Here is a 20,672-nt window from a genome sequence, read left to right on the forward strand (position 1 = left end):
TTGAAAGACAGCAGACTGGCGGAGATAGAGCTATCCCGTATTCGTACCAACCCTTATCAGCCGAGAAAACACTTCGACGAGGATGATATCCTGGAGTTGGCCGAATCCATAGGCGAGGTCGGTCTGATACAGCCATTGGTGGTAAGACCCAGCGGCGAATTTTTCGAGTTGATAGCGGGAGAGCGGCGACTTCGGGCCTGCCACGTGGCGGGAATTGAGGCCGTCTCCGCTATAGTTCTGGAAGTGGACTCGGCGGACCAGCAGATAATGGCGCTCGTCGAGAACATACACAGAAAGGACCTTTCCTCCATCGAAGAGGCCGGTAGCCTGAAGGATATATTGGATAGAACCGGGTGGGGACAGTCAGAACTTGCCAGGAGGCTTGGCAGGTCACAGGCATCGGTGGCCAACAAACTCAGGCTTTTGAAATTGGAGGATCCGGTTCAGAAAATGGTGTTGGAGGGGCTGCTGGGAGAGCGTTCTGCAAGGGCCCTTCTCCGTCTACCTCCTGCGCTTCAGATAGCCGCGTCCAAAAAAGTCGTCGAGCGGGAGTTGACCTCGAAGGAGGTCGAGGAACTGGTAAACGATCTCAAGGAAGGCAAACCCCTCGATCCCAAGATGTCTTTAAGTGACGAGCCCCATGTGGAGGTCGAAATCGGAGATGTCGGGGAAGTCCTTCTCGAAACTATTGACGAGACCGATGAAGGTAGGTTGGACGAGGACTCTATCCGTCGTCGAAACGCGAAAAGAGACGCTCTGTCCTTCAATGGACCGGAAGGTCCGACGGGAGAGTTGCTACACCAATTGGCGGATCTCGTAGAGAAACAGAGAAAAAAGGGGATTCCCGTCATATGGAAGGTTAGAGAGCTGGCTCAGAGCGAGCTGGTGGTGGAGATAATCGTCGACCTTAAAAAACAGCTTCTCATGGAGGACGAAGAGATATGATGGAACGATCCAAAGCCCTAGACGGACTTTTTCTGGTCTCCGCCGCCATTTCGTTGGCGTTGCCCAACTTGGTATACTCGGGGGTTTTCTTCTTCCAGACCCTTCACATAATGAAGTGGACCGTCGCGTTGGTCCCGGTGGCGACCATGGCCATACTGACCGGAATAGTGGTGGCCTGGCGAGGATCAGAGAGGACCGGGTTCAAGGTGGACCTCTTCGGCTGGATATGGTTTGCCCTTTTGGTCTACGTGACGGTTCAGCCCATATGGGCTCCGATAAAATCGGTGCCGACCTTTTATCGAGAGTGGTTTTTCTTCGCATCCCTTTGGGGATTCTACGTTCTCTGTCTCAACCTGTTCAGGGAGAACTGGCTCAGACCGATTCTTTGGCTGGCCTCCTTGAACGGTGCGATAAACGTTTTCTTCGCAGAGTTTCAGGTCGCCAATAACGTAAACATATTCGCCCCTCTTAAACTGATACTTCCGACCCCGGGAAACTACATCGGCAACACAGGACAGCAGAACATGCTTGGGCTTTGGCTAGCGATAACGTCTTTAGGCTCGATATTCCTGTATCTTTGTCACGGTGTCAGGAATACCAGAGGGTCAGGACGCTTTTTTGCCGTAACCAATCTGATGTTGTTGCCCGTATTGTTGTGGGGCTTGTGGAACAGTACCAGTCGATCGGCCATTCTGTCTCTTCTGGTTGGACTAGCCGTCCTGGCTTTAATGATAGCGATAGGTAGGGATAGAGCCAGACTTCGAAGGTTGGGTTTTTCCGTCGTTTTAATAGCGGTAGTTTTAGGAGCTTCGATTTTATTGAACCAAGGGCGCTCCGGGTCTCTGATATCTAAAGGACTGGACCTGGTAAAAAATGCCGACACATTAGGGGGAAGGGACGGCATATGGAAAACCTCGTGGGCCATGGCCATGGGGGAGCCCATAAAGGGGATGGGATTAGGACAGTATAAATGGAACTATCTCGATGCCCAAAAGAAGGCTTTCTCTCTTTATCCCGATATGAAATGGCAATACACTAACTGGGCCCATAACGAATATCTCCAATGGTATTGTGAGTCCGGTTTGTTGGGATTTATAGTTCTTATAGGTTTAGCCGTCTGGTGGCTTTTTTCCTTTTTTGTGTATCTAAAAAGGCATAAGGGAGCTGCTTTCCCTAATGCGGTTTTGTGGAGCGCCGCGTTCCTTTTCCTCATCTGGTTCGATGCTCTGTGGACGAGGCCCTTCCACAGAATAGAGAACTCCCTATGGATGCCTTTGGCCTTTGCCTTGGCTAACAGAGAGATATTTGTCGAGATGGGGCTTTACAGGGCTCGTTTTCTCGGTAACTCCAGAGGATATCGGGTGGTAGGGATAATAATGGCTTCCGTTTCCCTGTGGGGATTGGTATATCTCGGACAAGGCTTAGCAGGGGACGTCACGATTCGCAGAGCCGTTTACAGTAGAACCGCTCCGGTACAGAGAGGGCTGATGGAAAAAGCCCATGGCGCTTTGATGGTAAGGGATATTGCCGAACGTCAGCTGGCCTATCACTACATAGCTTATGGAGAAGCTGCTAAGGATCCGGAAGCCCTGGCCAAGGGGTTAAACATGCTCTTAACTGCTTTTAGGCAGCAACCTACGGCAGAGGATCTCAGACGTCTCTTGGACTGGTCCGGGAAACTCAAGAAACAGGAACTGTTGAAATATCTAGTAACCTATCTCAAGCCGGGAACCTATCGGATAGAGCAGAGAAAATGAGGCGTGGAGGGTTCACACTTGTTGAAATACTGGTCGTTATCGCACTCATTGGGGTAATGGCAACCTGTGCGATTGCTCCAATGACTCATATGGTAAAAAATATCAGAGATGCTAGATCTTATTTTGGAGATCTTGCCGCCATTGAGGATGCACTGGAACTGATTCAGCGAGATATAGGAAACGTGCTGGTGGTTCCACGAAAAAACTATATGGCTATACGTAAGCACGATCTTTTTGGCGATAGTGCCGACGACGTTCTGGCGATCGCATCGGGAAGCGTCATACGAACCACGATGGCTCCCGGTGTCGTAGTCTATAAATTGCTTAGAGAAGATTCCCTCGGAATGGACAGGGTTATTCCCGGTCTTTACCGCTGGATATTTCCCGTAAAAGGCATAGAGGATCTGGATTTAAAGTCGAGTTTCCCTCCAGAAAAGGCGGCCCTGGTCTTGCCTTACGTAAGCTCATTTCGGGTTGAGGTTTATGTCGGAAAATCTTGGATAGGAGATTATTCCGGAGCACAGCCGCCTGCGGCTAGAATAACCCTAAAACGAGGAGAGACGGTTTATGGTTCGACCGAATGGTTTCCTGCATTTTGAAGTTCGTCGACGTAGGGGGTTTATCCTCGTCTCTGTTCTGTTGGTCTCTCTCTTTTTGGTCTCTTCCGCTGTGGGATATGGCTGGTTTGTCAGAAGTCAAGTTAAGAGGATCGACCGGAGAAAGTTCGATATCGAGAGCAAGGGAATTGCCTTGCTTGCAGTTAAAAATGTGGTGAGAGGGCTTGCCTCGGATAAAAGCAGCTACGACAGCGAGCATGAGGTATGGTTCAAAGATCAATTGATCCCCCTGGGAGATAAGTTTTTGGTGTCGGTTAAAATAACTCCCCTTAATGACAAGCTCCCTCTTAGACACCTATTCCTCCCCGATGGGGTAACCGTAAGAGGGGAAATCTCCGAGCCTTGGAACGAGGTTTGGAAGATAATCGATTTACCGAATTTAGCCGCTCCCGCTCTGGATTTTATCGATAAGGACAGAGCCCCCAGGATCGGCGGTTATGAGAAAGCCTTTTTCCCTAATACTCTTCCCGGTGATGTAGGTGCCTTCTATCTTCTGCCTGGAGTTTCTTTATCTAAGATAATCGGAACTAGAGAGAGTCTCGGTTTGAACGATTTGTTGACGTTGTGGTGTGGTCCTAAGATAAACGTAAATACCGCTTCGGCGGAGGTTCTCTCTCTTTTGGATAAGATAGACGATGTTACAGCGAAAGAAATAGTCGCCCTGAGAAGGGAAAAACCCTTTAAAAATATAGTTCGAGTGGCGGAATTGCCCGTCTTTTCCGGAAGTTTGGGTCCTAAACTGTCCAATATTTTAGGGACTACTAGCGATTATTTTATGATAGAGATTGACGTATCCTCTCTTGAGGGCGATAAGGGGAAACATTACAACGTCGTGGTGGATAAAAAATCGGTCCTATCGTGGGAGGAACGGTAATGATGCAGTTCAGAGAGGTATATATTCGCGATACAAAAGGAGAGGTCTCCTTTCTTGGGGGGTCTGGAGGTGCTAAGCTAAAGAAAGGGAAGCGGCTTATTCTAGTGCCGTACAAGGGGCTTTCCGTGCGATCCTTCGATTTTCCCTTCGGTTCCGTTTCTTCCATTAGAGAGGCTATAAAAATACAGTATATTCCCATCTCTGGCGGTAAAGACGTGGAGATATTCCCCGTGGTGCATGGCAAAGAAGGTCGACGTTTCTTAGGTTCCGCCTTGGTCCTGCCATTCGAGGAGCGGGCATCCGTAGAGGAGGATCTCGCCGATATGGGGCGCTCTGTCATATGGGCTCTTCCCTTTGCTTTGGCCGGAGAGATCGATGGAAATGGATCTATTGTATGTATAGATGACGATGGGATTTCCTCCTCCATATTTATAGAGGGTGTCCCGGTTCTTTACAGATGGCAGCCTAAATCCCGTCGATCTGTGGAGAACGAGATAGATTGGTTAAAAAACTATTCCGAGCGGTTTTCCCCTCTCCCCTCCAACTTGACAGTGGTAGATGTCTCTGAAGAAAAGGTTCGTCTTGTAAACGGAGCATCTGAAACTCTATCGAAGTTTCCTGAGCTTGGACATTATTCTCTTTCAAGAAAGGTATTGGACAGCGCGATAGTATGGGAAAGTTTGATCAAATCTTTGGAGGGCTTTTCCCGTTGGATGGTGTTGGCTGGCTGTCTTTTTCTCGCAGCGGCTGTTATTCGAGTAGAGGCGGAGAAAAATAAAATCACTCTCATTCAAGAGAAGGCGGAATCCCTCTACGTAGAGACTTTTGGATCTGGCAGGATAAGAGATCCTCTGAGCCAGGCAAAAGGGAAGCTTTTGGAATTTTCCGAGACCCCCGATTTTGTGAGCATAGAGAGGGGGCTGAACGTTTTAGCTAGGTCGTGGGAGTCGATCGATAAAGAGAACGAGGATATAGTGCTTGATTCCCTTCGCTATAGTACGGATGGTATGGAATTGATAGGAACAGCTCAAGGGGTGTCGTCGGTGCAATCTCTCCAGAAAAGGTTAAAAGAGGAGGGAGATGGATCGGTGCGTCTCGGCGATATACAACAGATCCCGGGCGGAGGATTGCGTTATTCTCTAGAGGTGAGGTGGAGTTCCAGATGAAGATATCTTTGCTGCCTGATATATCGGGTATCTCGAGAGACTCTGTAAGGCCTCTGCTGTTTATGGTATTGGCATTTCTATTATGGGTAATCTCCTTTTACGTTTGGTCCGGAATATCCAACTTAGAGTCGAAGTCAAAGCTCAATTACGCTCGTTTCGAGGAACTTACGGAAGTGGTACGTAGCTACAAAAATCTTCCCCACAGAGAGGATAGGAGCTCTGCTCCCGAGGATCCCATGGTGGTGGTCTCCTCTTTGGTAGAGAGCATGGGGCTTAAGGATAACTTGATTCAGATATCGTCTCTGAGCAAAGGGGTTAGCGTCCAGCTCTCCAGGCTTTATTCTGAGAAGACTCTCAGTTTTATACAAGAACTGGGGAAGAGGGGGCTTTCGATCGAGTCCGCTGAGGTGAGGGCTGTGCCGGAGGGGGCTTTCAGATTGCTGTCTATTTCTTTGATAATAACGGTGTCTCAACAATGAAGAGATTAACGTTGGTGTTATCTTATTTAACGTTGGTTTTGTTGGGACTCTTGATCGGCTCTCGTCTATTCATTCCCTGGAATGAGATTTCAGAACTTGGTTTTTTACGCGTGTCCTCTAGTCTGTACGGTTCTACAGAGACGACCATCTCAGCCAGAGATTTTTCTAACGAAGGTATTTTCCCGACCTTTTCCTTTAAAGGCGTGGATATCGACGGGTTAGGTATCCAGGTACATTTAGAATCGTTGAAGGTCGCTGTAAAACCGCTCTCCTCTGTTCTTACAGGCCGAGTCGTGGTGGATGTCTATTTGAATAAAGGGAGTCTCTCTTTGCCGGGAGATCAGCCTCGGTCTTTCGGAGGCAACTTTAACTGTAGTTACGGGGAAGAAGAGATTGAAATCTCTGATGTCGATATAAAGGGCGATATCTCCGCTTCTGGGAAGTCGACGATGTCCGTTTCGAATAAAAGGATAACAGAGGCAGATATGGCTTTTTCTGTTCCCGAGACAATGGAGGGGGTTTTCCCCATGGCAAAAAAGTATCTTCCTCTTTCAAAAGGAGAAGATGGTACGTGGCTTTTGAGACGAAAGAAGGAGAGCTAAGTTGAACTTATCCAGTAAGATGACCTCTTTTACGGGTGTTTTTGCTTTATTGGGTAAGGCCTTGCCCTTTCTTGGGGCTCTTTCCCTGGGAGTTACAATAGCTTTATTCCTAGGGAGCGTTCTCGATAAGGAACTTACTCCGTTGATAGTCGATGCCAGGGCTTCTCATTATATAAACGATATGAATTCTAACAGGAGTGGCTTGAATTTTGAGGAAATCGTTGAGGCTGAGTCGGGTTTGTTCTTGACTGCCGATCCTTTCGACGTCTCCGTAAAACCGGAGATCTCTGAGAATGAATTGCCACCCGATCTCATGACCCCTGAAGAGGAAAGGGTTTTCAGCGTAGATGGGATAAAGGTCGTTGGATCACTTCCAGGGGTTGCGGCTTGGCTGAACGAAGAGGATAAGGTCTCTTTGGTCTTGTCCGGACAAAAGTACGGAGGATTTCTCCTGAAAGAGGTTTTGGCCTATAGCGTTGTTTTGACAAAGGATAACGTCAATTACGAGGTCTATATCTCTTACAAAGACAAAGGGGAAAGCGCCTCGTCCAAGGCACGAGAAAGGCGAAAGCTCCCAGAGAAAACGCCGGTATTGTCTTCTGGATCTAAAGTTCTACCCGCCTCAGAGGGATCCGAGGGCGTGGTGGCGAGAGAACTGGTCGACTCTCTGCTCATGAATCCGTTTAATGAATTGAAGAGAGTCCGTCTTATACCTAAATTCGTGGATGATAAGCCTGCAGGTATAGAGGTCGCTAATATAATGGATGGGAGCATTCTTAAAGAACTAGGGGTTCAAAAAGGAGATATAGTTAAAAGTGTCAATGGGGTCGTTATAAGAAATATGGGGGATGTGGCAAACGCTATAAATTCGCTTATGGGAGGATCCCGTTTCGAGGTTGCGGTAGGACGGGGAGAGAAAGAAATTATGTTAAACTATGTGGTCAGATAAAGCGAAGGGGTTTACGTTGCTAGAGGTCTTGGTGTCTGTAGCGGTGCTGGGGCTTGTCGCTTCCGGAGCTATAAAGCTTTCTATAGTGGCGACTAGGACGTTGGACTCCATCGTGGAAGAGACTCGCTTACTAGACAGGGTTCAAACTCTTGAGACGGAAATATTATCAGGGGAATGTCCCGACAATGGGGAAAAGGATGGGCTGAAATGGGATTCTCGTGCTTATTCTTTTTCTTTGATGGACGGGCTTTGGGAAGTGCGATATCGTCAGTTGGAAGTGGACTTAGGCGATCGTAGCATGACTCTTTATATCCCATAGAGGAGGAAACGTAGTGACTCGAAAAATCTGCGCTGTCCTGATATTGACCTTAAGTTTAACGGTTGCTATACCGATGGATTCTTTTACGATAGCTTGGGCTCAGGATTTGGAAAATCAAGAGGAGCAAAATCTTATTGCCGCAGCCAGGGCCATGAGGGCCTCAGGGTCCGTTCAGTTTAACTTTACCAATTTAGATGTGGTCAAGTTTATTCGGTTTATGGCAGAGCTTCTGCAGAAGAACATAATCATCTCCCCTGAGGTTGGAGGAACCGTCACGGTAATGTCACCTCGTTCGGTAAGCTTAGAGGAATCGTTTAAAATAATGCTCACGACTTTAAGCTTGAACGGCCTTTCCTTGGAGGATATGGGGGATTATTACAAGGTCGTAAAGGGTGGGGTGACTCAGGAAAATAAAGCTCAAAGGGGGAAGATCGGCCCTGGATATGGAGAGCAGTATGTAAACCAAGTGGTTCCTTTGGATTTCGTTACCTCGGATATCGCTCATAAGGCGTTGCAGCAAGCTGCCGGTAATTCCGTTAAAGTATTGCCTCTGTCCGATGGGAATGGAGTCCTTTTATCCGGTCAAGCTGTCGATGTCCAGCGTATGGTGAACCTAGCGAGGGCTTTGGATGTTCCCGATAGCATACGCAAGGTTATGGTATTGCCTATTTCCGAAGCGGAGCCGGCTTTGCTGGCACAGCATCTGGCGAATTTGGCGAAAGATCCTATGGGGCCTTTTAGAGGGCTCAGCGCTGTAGCCGATCCAGCCAGTCGAAAAATTGTGCTGGTCGGAGAGATGTCCGTGTTGGAATCGGCTAAAAAGGTAGTCTCCAAACTGGATGTCCCCCCCACGTCGGGAGAATTTCACGTTTACAAGCTCAAGAACGCCGACGCGAAGGAGGTCTCGGAACAACTCAGTCAGATTCTTGCGGTGGCAGGAAGGCTTCAATCCGGAAAAGACGGCTCAGTTCCGACTACGGTAGTTCCGGATATTCCAACTAACAGTTTGATATTTACCGCTCCGGAAAGACAGTTCTCGAGTTTGTTGGACATAATAGAACAGCTAGATACCCAACCCAAGCAGGTTCTGGTCCGTGGGCTCATCGCGGAGGTCAACCTCACCAATCTTAAAAATGCTGGAATAGACTGGGCTACCTGGGGTGGACAGGTATCGGGAAACACCGTCTTCGCCGCCAACGCGGCTCTGGGAGGTTCCACCGGCGTGCCCTCAACTTTTGTAGACTGGTTTCAGGAATTGAGCAAGCACGAGGAGGAGCTTTACAACAGCGACGGCAATCTGGTCGGTACCAAAACGACGTATGATGGTAACTCTCTTATCTATGCCTACGTCCAGCTGTTGAAGAAATACGATGCGATGAATATTCTCTCCATGCCAAGGCTTATGTGTACCGATAACAAGGAGAGTTCGCTTCTGGTCGGGCAGGTAATTCCACAGATGAAGGCCTCCACCTCGGATATATCTAACCCAAGCTCGGTGCAGAACAGCTACGATTACAAGGATACGGGGTTGAAGCTCAAGATAACCCCTCATATAAGGAGCGGAAACCTGGTGGCTCTGGATATAGAACAGAGTACCGAGGAAGTGCTTAGCGCCATGACCAGCACGACCCCGGTCACGGCGAAAAGGGAGATAAAAACCTCCGTTCAGGTCCGAAACGGCCAGACTATTATTCTTGGAGGTCTTTTAAAAGAGGCGGAAAAAAGCCTAAAGCAGAGGGTTCCTATTCTTTCTTACATACCTTTGGTAGGTGAGCTGTTCAAGAGCTCGACGAATCAGAGAGAGAAGATCGAACTTATGGTTTTTCTGACCCCCTACATATTGGAGACTCCCGAGGCGGCCACTGAGGCCAGCAAGGCGGTTGCGGCATCCGACGCTGACCTTGGCCTTAGCGAAGCGGAGATCCAGCTTAATCGGCGTTTCCAAGAGATGTACCAGGAGGCGGTGAAGAAACAACGATGACCGATTCCACACCATCGACGACCAGAGAGCTTCCAGAGGCGTCTTCCATAGCGGAGATGCTTCCCGGTTCTGTCAGTCTGGACGGTCTTCGTTCCGACGGGATTCTTCCCATAAGGAAAGAGGACGACGTTCTGGTTGTCGCAGTCCCCTCTCTGGATCGTTACGACAGGGCACAGGCCCTGGGATACGCTCTCGGGGCGGTCGTGGACGTCGAGATCCACGATCCAGCCGCTATCTCGGAGCGGATAAATCAGCTGTACGATCTGCGCAGCGGAGCCGCCGACGATGCAGTTCGGGATATGGAGGGCATAGACGACGTGGATGCTCTCGCCAGGGAGGACGTTCTCAGCGACTCGGTAGACGTCCCGGTCATCCGTCTGGTCAACGGCCTCTTTGCCGATGCGATGAAACAAAGGGCCACCGACATCCATGTCGAGTCCTACGAGGATTCGGTTATAATTCGCTTCCGGGTGGACGGTGTCCTGCGGGACAGGCTGAAGTTGCCCAGAAGCCACCAGGCTCCCTTGGTCAGTAGGATAAAGGTAATGGCCAGGATGGACATCGCGGAACACATGGCCCCCCAGGACGGCCGAATAGGTATAACGGTGGGAGGGAGAGCGGTGGATGTCCGAGTGAACTCGGTTCCCACCCAGCACGGCGAGAGGATGGCTCTCAGGCTTCTGGATAAGGGAGGCGGAGCCCTTACCCTGAGGGATCTGGGTATGGACGAGAGGGAGCTGGAACTCATGGAGAGGATAATATCCAGTCCCTACGGTATGATCTTGTTCACCGGTCCGACCGGGTCCGGTAAGTCCACCAGCCTCTACGCCATCCTTCAGGAACTGGCCAAGCCGTCGGTGAACGTCATAACCGTCGAGGACCCGGTGGAATACGACCTTCCGGGAGTTGCCCAGATACAGGTGAACGAAAAGGCCGGGATGACCTTCGCCTCCGCACTGAGGTCTATCCTTAGGCAGGACCCTGACATAGTCATGATAGGGGAGATGAGGGATTTCGACACTGCCCACATAGGGGTTCAGGCGTCTCTGACGGGACATCTGGTCCTATCCACCCTCCACACCAACGATTCAATAAGTGCCGTAGCCCGTTTGGCCGACATGGGGGTCGAGCCCTATCTGGTGGCCGGATCCCTGGTTGGGGTGGTGGCCCAGAGACTGGTTCGCCGTCTCTGTCCTCACTGTAGAGAGGAGGTCGAAGTTCCCTCTATTCTGACCAAAAACGGCGTCAAGAAAGCCTGGGGTCCGGCGGGATGTCCCCTCTGTTCCGGTACGGGCTACAGAGGTCGAGTTGGCATATACGAGCAGCTGGTCATAGATGACGATCTTAGAGAGGCCATAGCGAGAAACGCCCCAGCCGCCGAGATGAGGGGGTTGGCCGAGCCTCAGGGATTTCGGACTCTCTGGGAGATAGGTCTCTCTTTGGTCGAGAATGGATCCACGTCGCCGGAAGAATTGATCCGAGTGGCCGGCGAGGTGTAATATGCCGACCTATCGCTACAGTGCCTACGACTCCAAGGGGACACTCAAGAAAGGCCGTATAGAGGCTCCGGGAACCCAACAGGCGGCGGAAAGCCTGGCGGTTCAGGGGCTGGTCGTGGTGGATATGTCCGAGGACAGCAGATCGAAGAGGAAGTCGACGGTTCGATCGTTGTCTTTGGACGACCACGAGACCTTCTGCCGATCCCTCGCCACATATCTCAAGGCAGGTCTTCCACTGTCCGAGGCCCTGAGGTTGCTGGAAAAACAGGGAGGTAAGAGACTTGGCCTGCTATACGGATCGCTCCGACAGGCGGTGGAGGGGGGGCGGAGGCTTTCCTCCTCCTTGAGGGATGCTGGATGTTTCGACGAAAACCTGTGCAGCATGGTCGAATCCGGCGAGAGAGGTGGTACCCTGGACGAGGTCCTGACCCAGGCAGTGGGGCTTTTCTCCATGCAAGCCTCCCTCAGAAGAAGGCTCCAGACCGCCATGACCTATCCGGCTATAATGATGGTGGTAGGGTTAGGAGTCGTTGCCTTCCTGATGACCTACGTGGTTCCCAAGGTGGCTGTTCTCTTTTCGGACATGGGCAGGACTCTTCCCCTTCCCACCAGGATACTGATGGGATTTTCCCGCGGTTTCCAGGCCATGGGGGTTCCTTTTCTCCTGGCCGTTTTGGTCCTATTCATCCTGGTGAAGTCGGGCAGGCTGAAGATAAAGATGCCTTTCTTCAGGGGGATCAGAAATAACATAATAATATCCCTGGTGTGTTCCAACCTGGGGTCACTGCTTCGATCGGGCATCCCTCTGGTCCAGGCCCTGAGGATGAGCTCAGTCCTGGATCCCAGAAAAGAACGCTGGATGGTCATAGCCGATCAGGTCAAAGGAGGACTCCGCTTCGAGAAGGCCCTGGAGAAGGACGGCTCTTTCGACGAAGACCTGGTATATTTCGTCAGAATAGGCGAGATTGGAGGCGATCTGGCCGGAGCTCTTGAACAGATAGCCCAGACCAGATGGGATAGAGCCAGGGCCAGCATGGATCGTATGGCGAACCTGATAGAGCCCGTAATGGTGCTGTTTTTGGGAGTCGTCGTCGGTTTCGTTGTGGTAGCGATATTATTGCCCATCTTCGATATATCCAGTTTTGTTCGTTAGCAGAATCTTTAAGGAGGAATTGTAGTGAAAAGACGAAGTGGTTTCACGTTGGTCGAGGTCCTCGTCGTAGTGGTCATCATAGGTATGTTGGCCGCCCTGGTGGCTCCCAGAGTCGTTGGTAGAGGCGAGGAAGCCAAGCGAACCGCCGCTCTTGTACAGATTCGCGAGATAGAGCAGGCCTTGGACATGTACAAGCTGGACAGTGGAATGTACCCCACCACAGAGCAGGGTCTGGAGTCTTTGGTGGAGAAGCCCACCACGTCTCCGGAGCCGAAAAGGTGGAAAGAGGGTGGCTATCTCAAGAAGGTCCCGGTCGACCCCTGGGGCAAAGAGTACGTCTATCGTAGGCCCGGGGATCACGGCGAGTTCGACCTGTTTTCCTGCGGTCCCGACGGAGAGGAAGGCGGCGAAGGGGACGGCAAGGACATAACCAACTGGGAATGACGTCATGACCAGCGGTCGCCGGGGATTCACCCTTTTCGAGGTGATGTTCGTCGTCGCTTTGATCGGGATCATGGCCACCCTGGTGGTCTCCAGGATAGCCCCCAGGGAGCCGGACGGACTTATATCTCTCAATCGCTATCTCTCGGACGCTCGATCGGAGGCCATGGATAGGGGGCCTCTGATCTTGGCCGTCAAGGACGATTTACTGGCAGTTCTCGACGGTTCTCTGGAGCCTCTCTATCTTCGGTCGGACTTGCCCGACGGAAGCTGGCAGATGGTTCCGGAGAGAATCCTGTTCTACAGGGACGGATCCTGTTCCCCGGGCAGACTGACTTTGAAAGGCACAAAGGGAGAGGAGTCTTTTCTGATAGCCGTGACAGGAAGGGCCTACGAGGTCCCCCGATGAAGTTCTCAAGGATGGCTCTGTCCGAATGGGGGGCCTATATGGTCGGGGTGATATTCTGTATAGCCGTCTATCTCGGAGGCATGTTCTTTCTCGATAGATCCGAGGTGTCCAACTCCAGGGAAGAGGGGATGCTCAGGAGATCGGAGCAGCTAACCCTTGCCGCTCGGGCCACCTCGGACAGATTGAACGATATGGTCCGGCATTTCTCGACGGTCTCAAGATACGTTTCCTCCTCCTACATCTCCTCCGATTTCGACAGAGACGCCCTCAGGAATGTGCAGTCTCTGGAGTTGATCTCCTTTCCACAGATACTGGATATCTCCGTGGTGACCTACGATGACGATCAGTGGATGCACGGATCGGAAAACCGCGCCATCTTCGAACAGTCCCTGCATTGGGGAAAGCTGTTTTTGAGCCGTTATATGGAAAGAGGGAGGGAGCATTGGATTCCTCCTTTTTTCGTCTCCCCAGGTCTTAGGACGATGGGCATAGTGTATCCCTTAAGACAGGAACGTATAGCTTACGGAGCCATGGTCGTAACCCTAGACTTGGACAGGCTCCTGGGACACGTCGTCTATGACCTCAAGATGGGAGGTAGCTCCTATATATTGAGTCCTCTGGGCGACGTTGTGTTGTCCAGTGATCCCGAGACGGTGGGACACAGCGTATTCGGCGATCTCCACGGCAGGAAGACGGACCTGAGGTTTATGACCAGGGACGTACTTAACAGGTCCTCGGGGCAGTCTATGGAGCAGGTTTCGGGAGAGGGTCTAAAGGTTACAGCCTGGCACAGTGCTAGGATAGGGGGACAGAAGTTTGTGTTGGTACACGTCTCCTCCGATCCTGCTTATCTCAACGTGATTTTTCACCTCAAACGCAGGCTTCCTTTGACCGCCTTTCTGGGGTTCGCTCTGGTGGTACTGAGCCTGCTTTTCGTCTCCTCATATCGGAAGGTCTGGGATATCCTGACCGAGGGGGAGAGGCGCTATGCGGCGGTTCTGGAGGCTCAGACAGATCCTCTGATACGCTTTCGATCCGATTGGACTATCACCTTCGTGAACCGGGCCTGCTGTCGTTTCTGGGGGTTATCCAGGGAAAACGTGGTGGGGTCCTCTCTGGCCAACAGGCTTAAGGCCACAGAGAGGCTAGGACTCCAGTCTCTTCTGGATGGTTTAGATGGAGGGAAGAGCCGTCAGGGGGAGTGGACCCAATCGGTAAGCTCTCCGGATGGATCGGAGAGATGGATAAGGTGGAGCTGCGTTCCCGTCCCGGGAGTCGGATCGACCGGTCTGGAGATACAGGCGGTAGGAAGGGACGTCTCCTCCCTGTACTCTCTCCAGAGGGAGCTCGCTCGAAGGAAAGATACTCTGGACGCCATATTGGAGGGGGCTCCAGTTCCCATATGTATGACCGGCCTTGACGGAGAGGTCAAGAGATTCAACCGTACCGGAAAGATCCTGTCTCTAAACGACGGGGCCCTGTACCGTATGGCCCGGAGGGTCGTCCAACAGGGCTACGGGATATACGGCGAAGAACTATCCTTTTCGGACGAAAAAGGCAACAGGAGGGTTTTCTCGGTAAACGTGGTTCCCTATAAGGATGAAAACGGTGATATAAAGGGGACTATCGTGGCGGGAATGGAGCTCACTGAGGTGAGAAACATCGCTCGTAGGCTTTTGGAGGAAAGAGAAGATCGCTACAGGAAAATTCTGAACGCTATAGGAGACGGTGTCCTTCTCTGTCGAAAGGGGATAGATGAGCTTTTCCGGGTGGATCTTTCCAACCCCGTCGCCTCCGAGATGATAGGAGGTAACGATAAACCTTCCGTAGGTCGTTCTCTAGGGGAGATCTTTTCGTCCTCCTCGCTCCGTCAGGTGGAAAACCTATTGAGTCGCAACAGAGGTCCTGTCGGTTTGACCGGAGACCTGAGTCGTCCCGACGGATCCAGTCTTCCTGTCGAGATGAGTTTGACCGTTTTCTCCGAGGATAACCTTCCTGTATTGTTGATAGTGATGAAGGATATCTCCGAAAGACTTGAGGCCAGAGCCAGGGAGAAGAACTACGCCAGACAACTGAGAAAGCTGATAGGTCGCCTCGACGAGGTGGAGCAGCAGGAGAGGCGGAGGATGGCCGCATATCTTCACGACGTCGTGGGACAGAATCTGGCTTCGGTCAAGATTCGACTGGGGTTGGCAATGAGAGAAGCCTCCGGTTCTGTGAGGGAAAGACTGGAGCAGTGCGTGTTTTTGGCGGACCAGGTCATCTCGGAGACCAGGGCCATGACCTTCGAGCTGGGGTCGCCATTGCTGGACGAGTTGGGTTTCGGCCCGGCGCTGGAACGGATGTGCGACGGATTTCGACGAGACAGGGATCTATCCGTGTTCGTGAAGGACGACGGCTCGGCTGACCTTCTGGATCGGAAATCCAGAGGCCTTTTGTACAGGTCCATCAGAGAGCTCTTGATAAACGTTGCCAAACACGCCGAGGTTCTCGAGGCTTCCGTAACTCTCGAGAGGGATGGGAAGTTCGTGGCCGCCACCATTATCGACGAGGGCGGGGGGTACGATCCTGAAAAACTAGATCGATCCGCCGCGGGGCTATCCTTCGGTCTTCTCAGCATAAGAGAGAGATTGGCGGGGATGGGGGGAGAGCTTATCTGTCGATCCTCTCTCGGGAAGGGAACCATGGCTACCATAAAATTGCCCATAAGGTAAGAGAGGAGGGGTCTCTTGATAAGGGTGATGGTGGCGGACGATCATCAGATTGTCCGTAAGGGATTGGTAATGCTCTTGGAGGCGGAGAAGAACATCGACATAGTCGCCGAGGTATCCGATGGCAGGGCCGCCGTGGATATAGCGGAAGAGCTGCATCCCCACGTGGCCGTCATGGATATAGTGATGCCCGGTATGGGGGGAATAGAGGCCACCAGACGGCTTAGAAAGCTTGGCGTGGCGGTAGTGGCCTTGTCCATGCATTCGGACAGACATTTTGTTGTGGAGATGTTCAGAGCCGGTGCCAGAGCCTTCCTGCTCAAGGACTGTGCCACCGACGAGCTTGTAGGTGCCATAAGGGCGGTGGTCGAAGGGGAGGCCTATCTCGGTCCCAGCATAGAGAGAGGGCTCGGGATGGACCTTTCCTCGTTGGATTACCTGATAGCCGAGGAGGATCAGAGGACGGAGCTCACCCCCAGGGAATGGGAGATTCTTCAGCTAGTTGCGGAGGGCAGGAGCACCAGGGAGATCGCCTCGTCTCTCAATCTTAGTTCCAAAACGGTGGAGAATCACCGGCAGAGCGTGATGAACAAGCTGGACCTGCACAACGTGGCGGACTTGACCAAGTACGCCATAAGGTGCGGACTTACCGATACGGAGCTTCTTTGATATATCAAGCGGTGCGCCTTCCTACAGATAAGGCGCACCGCTTTTTTCTTTAGTGTACTCAGTCTATGGTGAGCAGATCCCTGTATCTGGGGTAGGGCCATATGTCTCCGGCTACCACCTGCTCCGCGGCGTCGCTCATACCTCTGATGGCTGCCATCTGGGGTAGGGCTTCCTCCGTTACTATCCGTGCCCTCTCGGAGAGGCCCATGTTGTTGGCCCTCTGTCTCAGGTCGTCCAGGTTTTCTATTCCCGTTATGAGGCCGTTTTTGAGCGTCACCAGCTCTTTCAGAGATTTTCTCCAAGGATCCATGTCCTTGCGGAGTTCCTCCGGAAGAGACCCCATGGCCTCCGATTCCAGCGATATCTGTCTGGTGACGGCGGGAAGCACTCCCTCCCTTATCATGGCGGTCATCGTCGCCATCTCGACGTCCATAGCGTTGACGTACTGCTCCGTCCGTATTTCGTGGTAGGCCTCTACCTCCCTCTCGGTCATTATTCCCAGATCGGCGAAGAGGGAGCGGTTTTCCGGAATGAGGTACAGGTCCAGAGCCTCCGGCGTAGTGTTGGCCACCGTGAGTCCTCTTTTGGCCGCATCGTTCTGCCACTCGGGAGCGTAGGCGTTGCCCTCGAAACGGACCGCCTTGCTCTCCTTCGCCCCGTGGCGTATCGCCTCCAAAGCCGCGTCGGTGACGTCCATTCGGCCCTCCGATATCCTGTGCTCTATCATCGATGTCATCTCTTCTATCCCTTTGCTCCACACCGCCAGGAGAACCGTGAGAGGGCCCGCAAGGGCCTGAGGGGCGCCTACCGCCCGGAACTCGAACTTATTGCCGGTGAAGGCTATAGGAGAGGTCCTGTTTCTGTCCGAGTTGTCCGCGACTACCGCCGGGAGTCTGTTGAGTCCCAGGTCTATCAGGGAGCGGGACGGCATTTTGTCAGGAAGGCCCTTCTCTATATTGTCCAATATCTGGGTGAGCAGGTCTCCTAGATAGACGCTCATTATCGCCGGAGGGGCCTCGTGTCCACCTAGACGGTGCATGTTGCCCGGAGAGGCTATAGCCGCCCTCAGAAGCCCTCCGTGTTTGGATACTCCCAGCAGAAAGGCGCTCAGAAAGGTGAGAAACTGGATGTTCCGTCTCTGGTTGCTGGATGGTTTGAGCAGGTTGCGTCCTTCGCTGTCCCTCAGGGAGAAGTTTAGATGCTTGCCGCTTCCGTTGACGCCTGCGAAAGGCTTTTCGTGGAGCATCAGCTTGAAGCCGTGTCTGATGGCCATCTTCTTCATTATCTCCATCAGGATGTGGTTCTGGTCGCATCCCAGATTTCCCTCGGCTATGTCTGGGGCGAACTCGAACTGACAGGGGGCGACCTCGTTGTGTCTGGTCTTGAGGATCTGTCCCATTCGGTACATGTCCCTCTCGACGTCCTCCATGTAGGCCAGCGTCCTCGGGTGTATCGAGCCGAAATAGTGGGCTTCTACGGTCTGCTCCAGAGGCGAGGGAGCCCCTATGAGGGTGCGACCGCATTTCATGATGTCCGGTCTTTTTCTGGCTTTCTGCTCGTCCACCAGGAAGTATTCCTGCTCGCCTCCCACGGTGACGTCCACGGATCTGACGCTCCTGTTGCCGAAGAGCTTCAGTAGGCGCATCGATCTATCTCGGACAACGTCTATCGATTTCAGCAGGGGAGTCTTCATGTCCAGAGGGGTCCCGTCGTAGGATATGAAAACAGATGGTATACATAAAGTCGCCCCTTTGGGACTCCTCACTACGAAGGCGGGGCTTGAGGGGTCCCATGTGCTGTATCCTCTGGCCTCGAAGGTGGACCTTATCCCTCCGGAGGGAAAGGACGAGGCGTCCGGTTCGCTTCGAACCAGCTCCATCCCGCTGAACGAGTCCATAGGGGCTCCAGATTCGTCGGTGGTGAGAAACGCCATGTGTTTTTCGGCGGTCGTCTCGGTTCTGGGAAGGAACCAGTGGGTGTAGTGGGTCGCTCCCTTGGACACGGCCCATTCCTTCATCGCGGTGGCCACGAAATCCGCCATCGATATGTCCAGTTTCTGTCCCCCTTCGATGGACGTCACCATCTTGCGGTAGATCTCGTCCGGAAGCACTTCCTTCATGGTCTTTCTGTCGAACACGTTCATTCCAAAAATTTCCTTTGGTCTGGATACCTCCATGTCTCTTTCCCCTCCTCGTCTTCAGTTCCTGAGTCTTGCAAAAAAGATGCCCCTTTATACCATCCGTTTCTTTTTTATGCAAGAGGTTTTTGCTTCTTTTTGCAATATATACGTATAATAGCCTGCGTATACATGAGATTTTGTCGTTTTTCGCCACGACATGTTTGATATGAACATATTTTGTGGGCTTGCTCTGTGTTTTTTATCGTGATAAAGAGTAAAGCTCGATAGAACAAAAAAACGGTGCTGTTGTAAAATAGGCGGTGCATAAGCGATCGAGGAGGGCTTCGATGAAATCCAAGAGACTGCACGTCGCCTACATATCTTTCGTAACCTTTATCGTGGTCGCCGTGGTCTCGGTCTATATGGCCTGGTGGTGGCATACATCGGGATCGATTCCCGAGCTGGTAAACGCGAGGACCGTATTCTACAGGGACGATATCCCGATACGGGCGGTCCTGATATGGCGAGAGGAGTTGGTACACTCCAGGGTCAGAGGCTCGATCCAGTACAGGTACGGCTCATCCCCCGCCGTCGTGGGAAAGGGAGATCTGGTGGGGACTGTCTTGAGAGGCGGGAAGAGCTTTCCCATATACTCTCCCGGAAAGGGATATTTCGTCCCAGGTCTGGACGGTCTCGAGGGGGAATGGAGATATTCTTTTATATGGCCCGGATCGGCGTCTTTGCCGGATCCGCCGGGAACCCTCTTTTTTCAGGACCTCTCGGAGATAAGAAGGGACAAGGTAATAGGCAAGCTAATTCCTCAACCTCAGAACCTCCGATGTGTGTTCTACTGTCCTCTGACCGATTCCCTCAGCTCCGATATAGGCGGAGGTTCCGTCGAGTTTAGACTGGATCCCTTGGGAGTTCCCTACAGGGGGGAGGTCCGGGTTGCCCAGAGGATGGGCCATACCGTCAAGCTTTACGTCAATCTGCCGTTTTTCCCTGCTGACGTATTGACTCGGAGGGAGCTCCGGATTTTCGTCAACGGAGGAGAGGGTAGAGGGGTGGCGGTACCCGATTCGGCCGTGGTGATACGTCAGGGGGTAAGAGGGGTTTTCGTCCTAGACGGAAACAACGTCTCCTTCAGGGGGGTCGAAGGATTTCCGGTGGATGGAGGTCGTTTTATGGTGGAGGCTGGATTAAACCCTGGGAGTCTTGTATTATTGAACGGAATGACCGCTCAAGAGGGGAGGATAAAGTTGTGGTAGATCCTGTTGATTGTGAAACTCAAGTTAGAGAGGTCTTGGACCGCATGGCCGAGGCGGCTCTTCGTTCCGGCAGACGTCCGGAGGACGTCCGTCTGTTAGGGGTCACCAAGACCCATCCGGTCGAGAGGATTCTCCCCGTTGCAAGGACTGGCTTGGTATGGGCCTTGGGCGAGAACAGGGTTCAGGAAGCGGAGGGAAAGATAGAGAGTTGGCCTGAAGATCTCTCCATCCCTTGGCACCTGGTAGGCCATCTACAGAGAAACAAAGCCAGAAAGGCGGTGGCTCTTTTCGACGTGATTCACAGTGTGGACAGTCTGCGCCTGGCCGAGACCCTGGATCGTCTAGCGCTTGAGTTCGATAAGGCTCCTTACGATATAATGATAGAGGTGAACACTTCGGGAGAGGTTTCCAAGCACGGGGTCTCTCCGGAGGAAGCTTTGGTCCTTCTAGACGGTATATTCTTTTCGTGCGGTTCCTTGAACCCCGTGGGTTTGATGACGGTAGGGCCTCTTTGCGATGACCAAGTCCGCATAGGCAGGGCTTTCGAAGTCCTGAGAGAGCTCAAAGATAGAGCGACGAGAGAGTTTGGACGGCCACTGCCGGAACTTTCCATGGGGATGAGTGGCGATTTCGAGCTGGCCATAGAAGAGGGAAGCACCATAGTGAGGGTAGGTTCGGCTATTTTCGGAGCGAGGGAACGGAGGCAGTAAGGGA

The 20,672-nt window shown here is 52.3% G+C and carries 19 protein-coding genes; 18 read left to right on the forward strand and 1 reads right to left on the reverse strand.

The window, feature by feature from the left end:
• From L2W58_RS02945 to L2W58_RS03015, 16 genes are all read left to right on the forward strand, one after another.
• Positions 1 to 945, forward strand: a complete 945-nt coding sequence (locus L2W58_RS02945) for a ParB/RepB/Spo0J family partition protein (RefSeq protein ID WP_236101520.1) — start codon at positions 1 to 3, stop codon at positions 943 to 945.
• Positions 945 to 2,702, forward strand: coding sequence for an O-antigen ligase family protein (locus L2W58_RS02950; RefSeq protein ID WP_236101521.1), 1,758 nt, complete (start codon positions 945 to 947; stop codon positions 2,700 to 2,702). The genes L2W58_RS02945 and L2W58_RS02950 overlap by 1 nt, the downstream gene beginning before the upstream one ends.
• Positions 2,699 to 3,301 (forward strand): type II secretion system protein, encoded by a 603-nt coding sequence (locus L2W58_RS02955; RefSeq protein WP_236101522.1) that lies wholly within the window; start codon positions 2,699 to 2,701, stop codon positions 3,299 to 3,301. The genes L2W58_RS02950 and L2W58_RS02955 overlap by 4 nt, the downstream gene beginning before the upstream one ends.
• A complete protein-coding gene (locus L2W58_RS02960) occupies positions 3,270 to 4,193 on the forward strand; it encodes a type II secretion system minor pseudopilin (RefSeq protein ID WP_236101523.1) in 924 nt (307 codons plus the stop codon). Before L2W58_RS02955 ends, L2W58_RS02960 begins: the two co-directional genes overlap by 32 nt.
• On the forward strand, positions 4,193 to 5,359 hold the full coding sequence (gene gspL, locus L2W58_RS02965) for a type II secretion system protein GspL (RefSeq protein WP_236101524.1): 1,167 nt from the start codon (positions 4,193 to 4,195) through the stop codon (positions 5,357 to 5,359). The genes L2W58_RS02960 and gspL overlap by 1 nt, the downstream gene beginning before the upstream one ends.
• Entirely contained in the window at positions 5,356 to 5,838 is a 483-nt protein-coding gene (gene gspM / locus L2W58_RS02970) for a type II secretion system protein GspM (protein ID WP_236101525.1), read from the forward strand. Before gspL ends, gspM begins: the two co-directional genes overlap by 4 nt.
• A complete protein-coding gene (gene gspN, locus L2W58_RS02975) occupies positions 5,835 to 6,440 on the forward strand; it encodes a type II secretion system protein GspN (RefSeq protein WP_338033056.1) in 606 nt (201 codons plus the stop codon). Before gspM ends, gspN begins: the two co-directional genes overlap by 4 nt.
• Before the next feature lie 19 nt (positions 6,441 to 6,459).
• Positions 6,460 to 7,389 (forward strand): type II secretion system protein GspC, encoded by a 930-nt coding sequence (gene gspC / locus L2W58_RS02980; protein ID WP_236101527.1) that lies wholly within the window; start codon positions 6,460 to 6,462, stop codon positions 7,387 to 7,389.
• Positions 7,376 to 7,708 carry a type II secretion system protein gene (locus L2W58_RS13200; RefSeq protein WP_420827981.1) on the forward strand — a complete coding sequence of 111 codons (333 nt, stop codon included), beginning with the start codon at positions 7,376 to 7,378 and terminating at the stop codon, positions 7,706 to 7,708. Before gspC ends, L2W58_RS13200 begins: the two co-directional genes overlap by 14 nt.
• A 73-nt stretch (positions 7,709 to 7,781) precedes the next feature.
• Positions 7,782 to 9,689 carry a type II secretion system secretin GspD gene (gspD, locus tag L2W58_RS02985; RefSeq protein ID WP_236101528.1) on the forward strand — a complete coding sequence of 636 codons (1,908 nt, stop codon included), beginning with the start codon at positions 7,782 to 7,784 and terminating at the stop codon, positions 9,687 to 9,689.
• Positions 9,686 to 11,188 carry a GspE/PulE family protein gene (locus L2W58_RS02990; protein WP_236101529.1) on the forward strand — a complete coding sequence of 501 codons (1,503 nt, stop codon included), beginning with the start codon at positions 9,686 to 9,688 and terminating at the stop codon, positions 11,186 to 11,188. Before gspD ends, L2W58_RS02990 begins: the two co-directional genes overlap by 4 nt.
• A 1-nt stretch (position 11,189) precedes the next feature.
• Complete coding sequence (locus L2W58_RS02995) at positions 11,190 to 12,341, forward strand: type II secretion system F family protein (RefSeq protein WP_236101530.1); 1,152 nt, start codon at positions 11,190 to 11,192, stop codon at positions 12,339 to 12,341.
• A gap of 24 nt (positions 12,342 to 12,365) precedes the next feature.
• The gene (gspG, locus tag L2W58_RS03000) at positions 12,366 to 12,785 is read left to right on the forward strand and encodes a type II secretion system major pseudopilin GspG (RefSeq protein ID WP_338033057.1); all 420 of its coding nucleotides are present in this window, start codon (positions 12,366 to 12,368) and stop codon (positions 12,783 to 12,785) included.
• Positions 12,786 to 12,789: 4 nt separating this feature from the next.
• On the forward strand, positions 12,790 to 13,191 hold the full coding sequence (locus L2W58_RS03005; protein ID WP_236101531.1) for a prepilin-type N-terminal cleavage/methylation domain-containing protein: 402 nt from the start codon (positions 12,790 to 12,792) through the stop codon (positions 13,189 to 13,191).
• Positions 13,188 to 15,905 (forward strand): PAS domain S-box protein, encoded by a 2,718-nt coding sequence (locus L2W58_RS03010; RefSeq protein WP_236101532.1) that lies wholly within the window; start codon positions 13,188 to 13,190, stop codon positions 15,903 to 15,905. The genes L2W58_RS03005 and L2W58_RS03010 overlap by 4 nt, the downstream gene beginning before the upstream one ends.
• A 24-nt stretch (positions 15,906 to 15,929) precedes the next feature.
• Positions 15,930 to 16,571 (forward strand): response regulator, encoded by a 642-nt coding sequence (locus tag L2W58_RS03015; protein WP_236101641.1) that lies wholly within the window; start codon positions 15,930 to 15,932, stop codon positions 16,569 to 16,571.
• A gap of 58 nt (positions 16,572 to 16,629) precedes the next feature.
• Here L2W58_RS03015 and L2W58_RS03020 read toward each other — a convergent pair whose 3' ends face one another.
• A complete protein-coding gene (locus L2W58_RS03020) occupies positions 16,630 to 18,747 on the reverse strand; it encodes a glutamine synthetase III family protein (RefSeq protein ID WP_236101533.1) in 2,118 nt (705 codons plus the stop codon).
• 290 nt (positions 18,748 to 19,037) lie between these two features.
• On the opposite strand from L2W58_RS03020, the gene L2W58_RS03025 reads away from it, so the two are divergent.
• Complete coding sequence (locus tag L2W58_RS03025; protein ID WP_236101534.1) at positions 19,038 to 19,958, forward strand: efflux RND transporter periplasmic adaptor subunit; 921 nt, start codon at positions 19,038 to 19,040, stop codon at positions 19,956 to 19,958.
• Positions 19,952 to 20,668, forward strand: a complete 717-nt coding sequence (locus tag L2W58_RS03030; protein WP_236101535.1) for a YggS family pyridoxal phosphate-dependent enzyme — start codon at positions 19,952 to 19,954, stop codon at positions 20,666 to 20,668. Before L2W58_RS03025 ends, L2W58_RS03030 begins: the two co-directional genes overlap by 7 nt.
• Positions 20,669 to 20,672 lie beyond the last annotated feature (4 nt).

The organism is Dethiosulfovibrio faecalis (genome assembly GCF_021568795.1).
GTDB classification, from domain to species: Bacteria; Synergistota; Synergistia; order Synergistales; family Dethiosulfovibrionaceae; genus Dethiosulfovibrio; species Dethiosulfovibrio faecalis.

Bases quoted from the DNA above. Each gene is read 5' to 3' on its own strand.
- L2W58_RS02950 (WP_236101521.1), top strand. From the start codon at position 945: ATGGAACGATCCAAAGCCCTAGACGGACTTTTTCTGGTCTCCGCCGCC.
- L2W58_RS02955 (WP_236101522.1), top strand. From the start codon at position 2,699: ATGAGGCGTGGAGGGTTCACACTTGTTGAAATACTGGTCGTTATCGCA.
- L2W58_RS02960 (WP_236101523.1), top strand. From the start codon at position 3,270: ATGGTTCGACCGAATGGTTTCCTGCATTTTGAAGTTCGTCGACGTAGG.
- gspL (WP_236101524.1), top strand. From the start codon at position 4,193: ATGATGCAGTTCAGAGAGGTATATATTCGCGATACAAAAGGAGAGGTC.
- gspM (WP_236101525.1), top strand. From the start codon at position 5,356: ATGAAGATATCTTTGCTGCCTGATATATCGGGTATCTCGAGAGACTCT.
- gspN (WP_338033056.1), top strand. From the start codon at position 5,835: ATGAAGAGATTAACGTTGGTGTTATCTTATTTAACGTTGGTTTTGTTG.
- gspC (WP_236101527.1), top strand. From the start codon at position 6,460: ATGACCTCTTTTACGGGTGTTTTTGCTTTATTGGGTAAGGCCTTGCCC.
- L2W58_RS13200 (WP_420827981.1), top strand. From the start codon at position 7,376: ATGTGGTCAGATAAAGCGAAGGGGTTTACGTTGCTAGAGGTCTTGGTG.
- gspD (WP_236101528.1), top strand. From the start codon at position 7,782: ATGGATTCTTTTACGATAGCTTGGGCTCAGGATTTGGAAAATCAAGAG.
- L2W58_RS02990 (WP_236101529.1), top strand. From the start codon at position 9,686: ATGACCGATTCCACACCATCGACGACCAGAGAGCTTCCAGAGGCGTCT.
- L2W58_RS02995 (WP_236101530.1), top strand. From the start codon at position 11,190: ATGCCGACCTATCGCTACAGTGCCTACGACTCCAAGGGGACACTCAAG.
- L2W58_RS03005 (WP_236101531.1), top strand. From the start codon at position 12,790: ATGACCAGCGGTCGCCGGGGATTCACCCTTTTCGAGGTGATGTTCGTC.
- L2W58_RS03010 (WP_236101532.1), top strand. From the start codon at position 13,188: ATGAAGTTCTCAAGGATGGCTCTGTCCGAATGGGGGGCCTATATGGTC.
- L2W58_RS03020 (WP_236101533.1), bottom strand. From the start codon at position 18,747: ATGGAGGTATCCAGACCAAAGGAAATTTTTGGAATGAACGTGTTCGAC.
- L2W58_RS03025 (WP_236101534.1), top strand. From the start codon at position 19,038: ATGAAATCCAAGAGACTGCACGTCGCCTACATATCTTTCGTAACCTTT.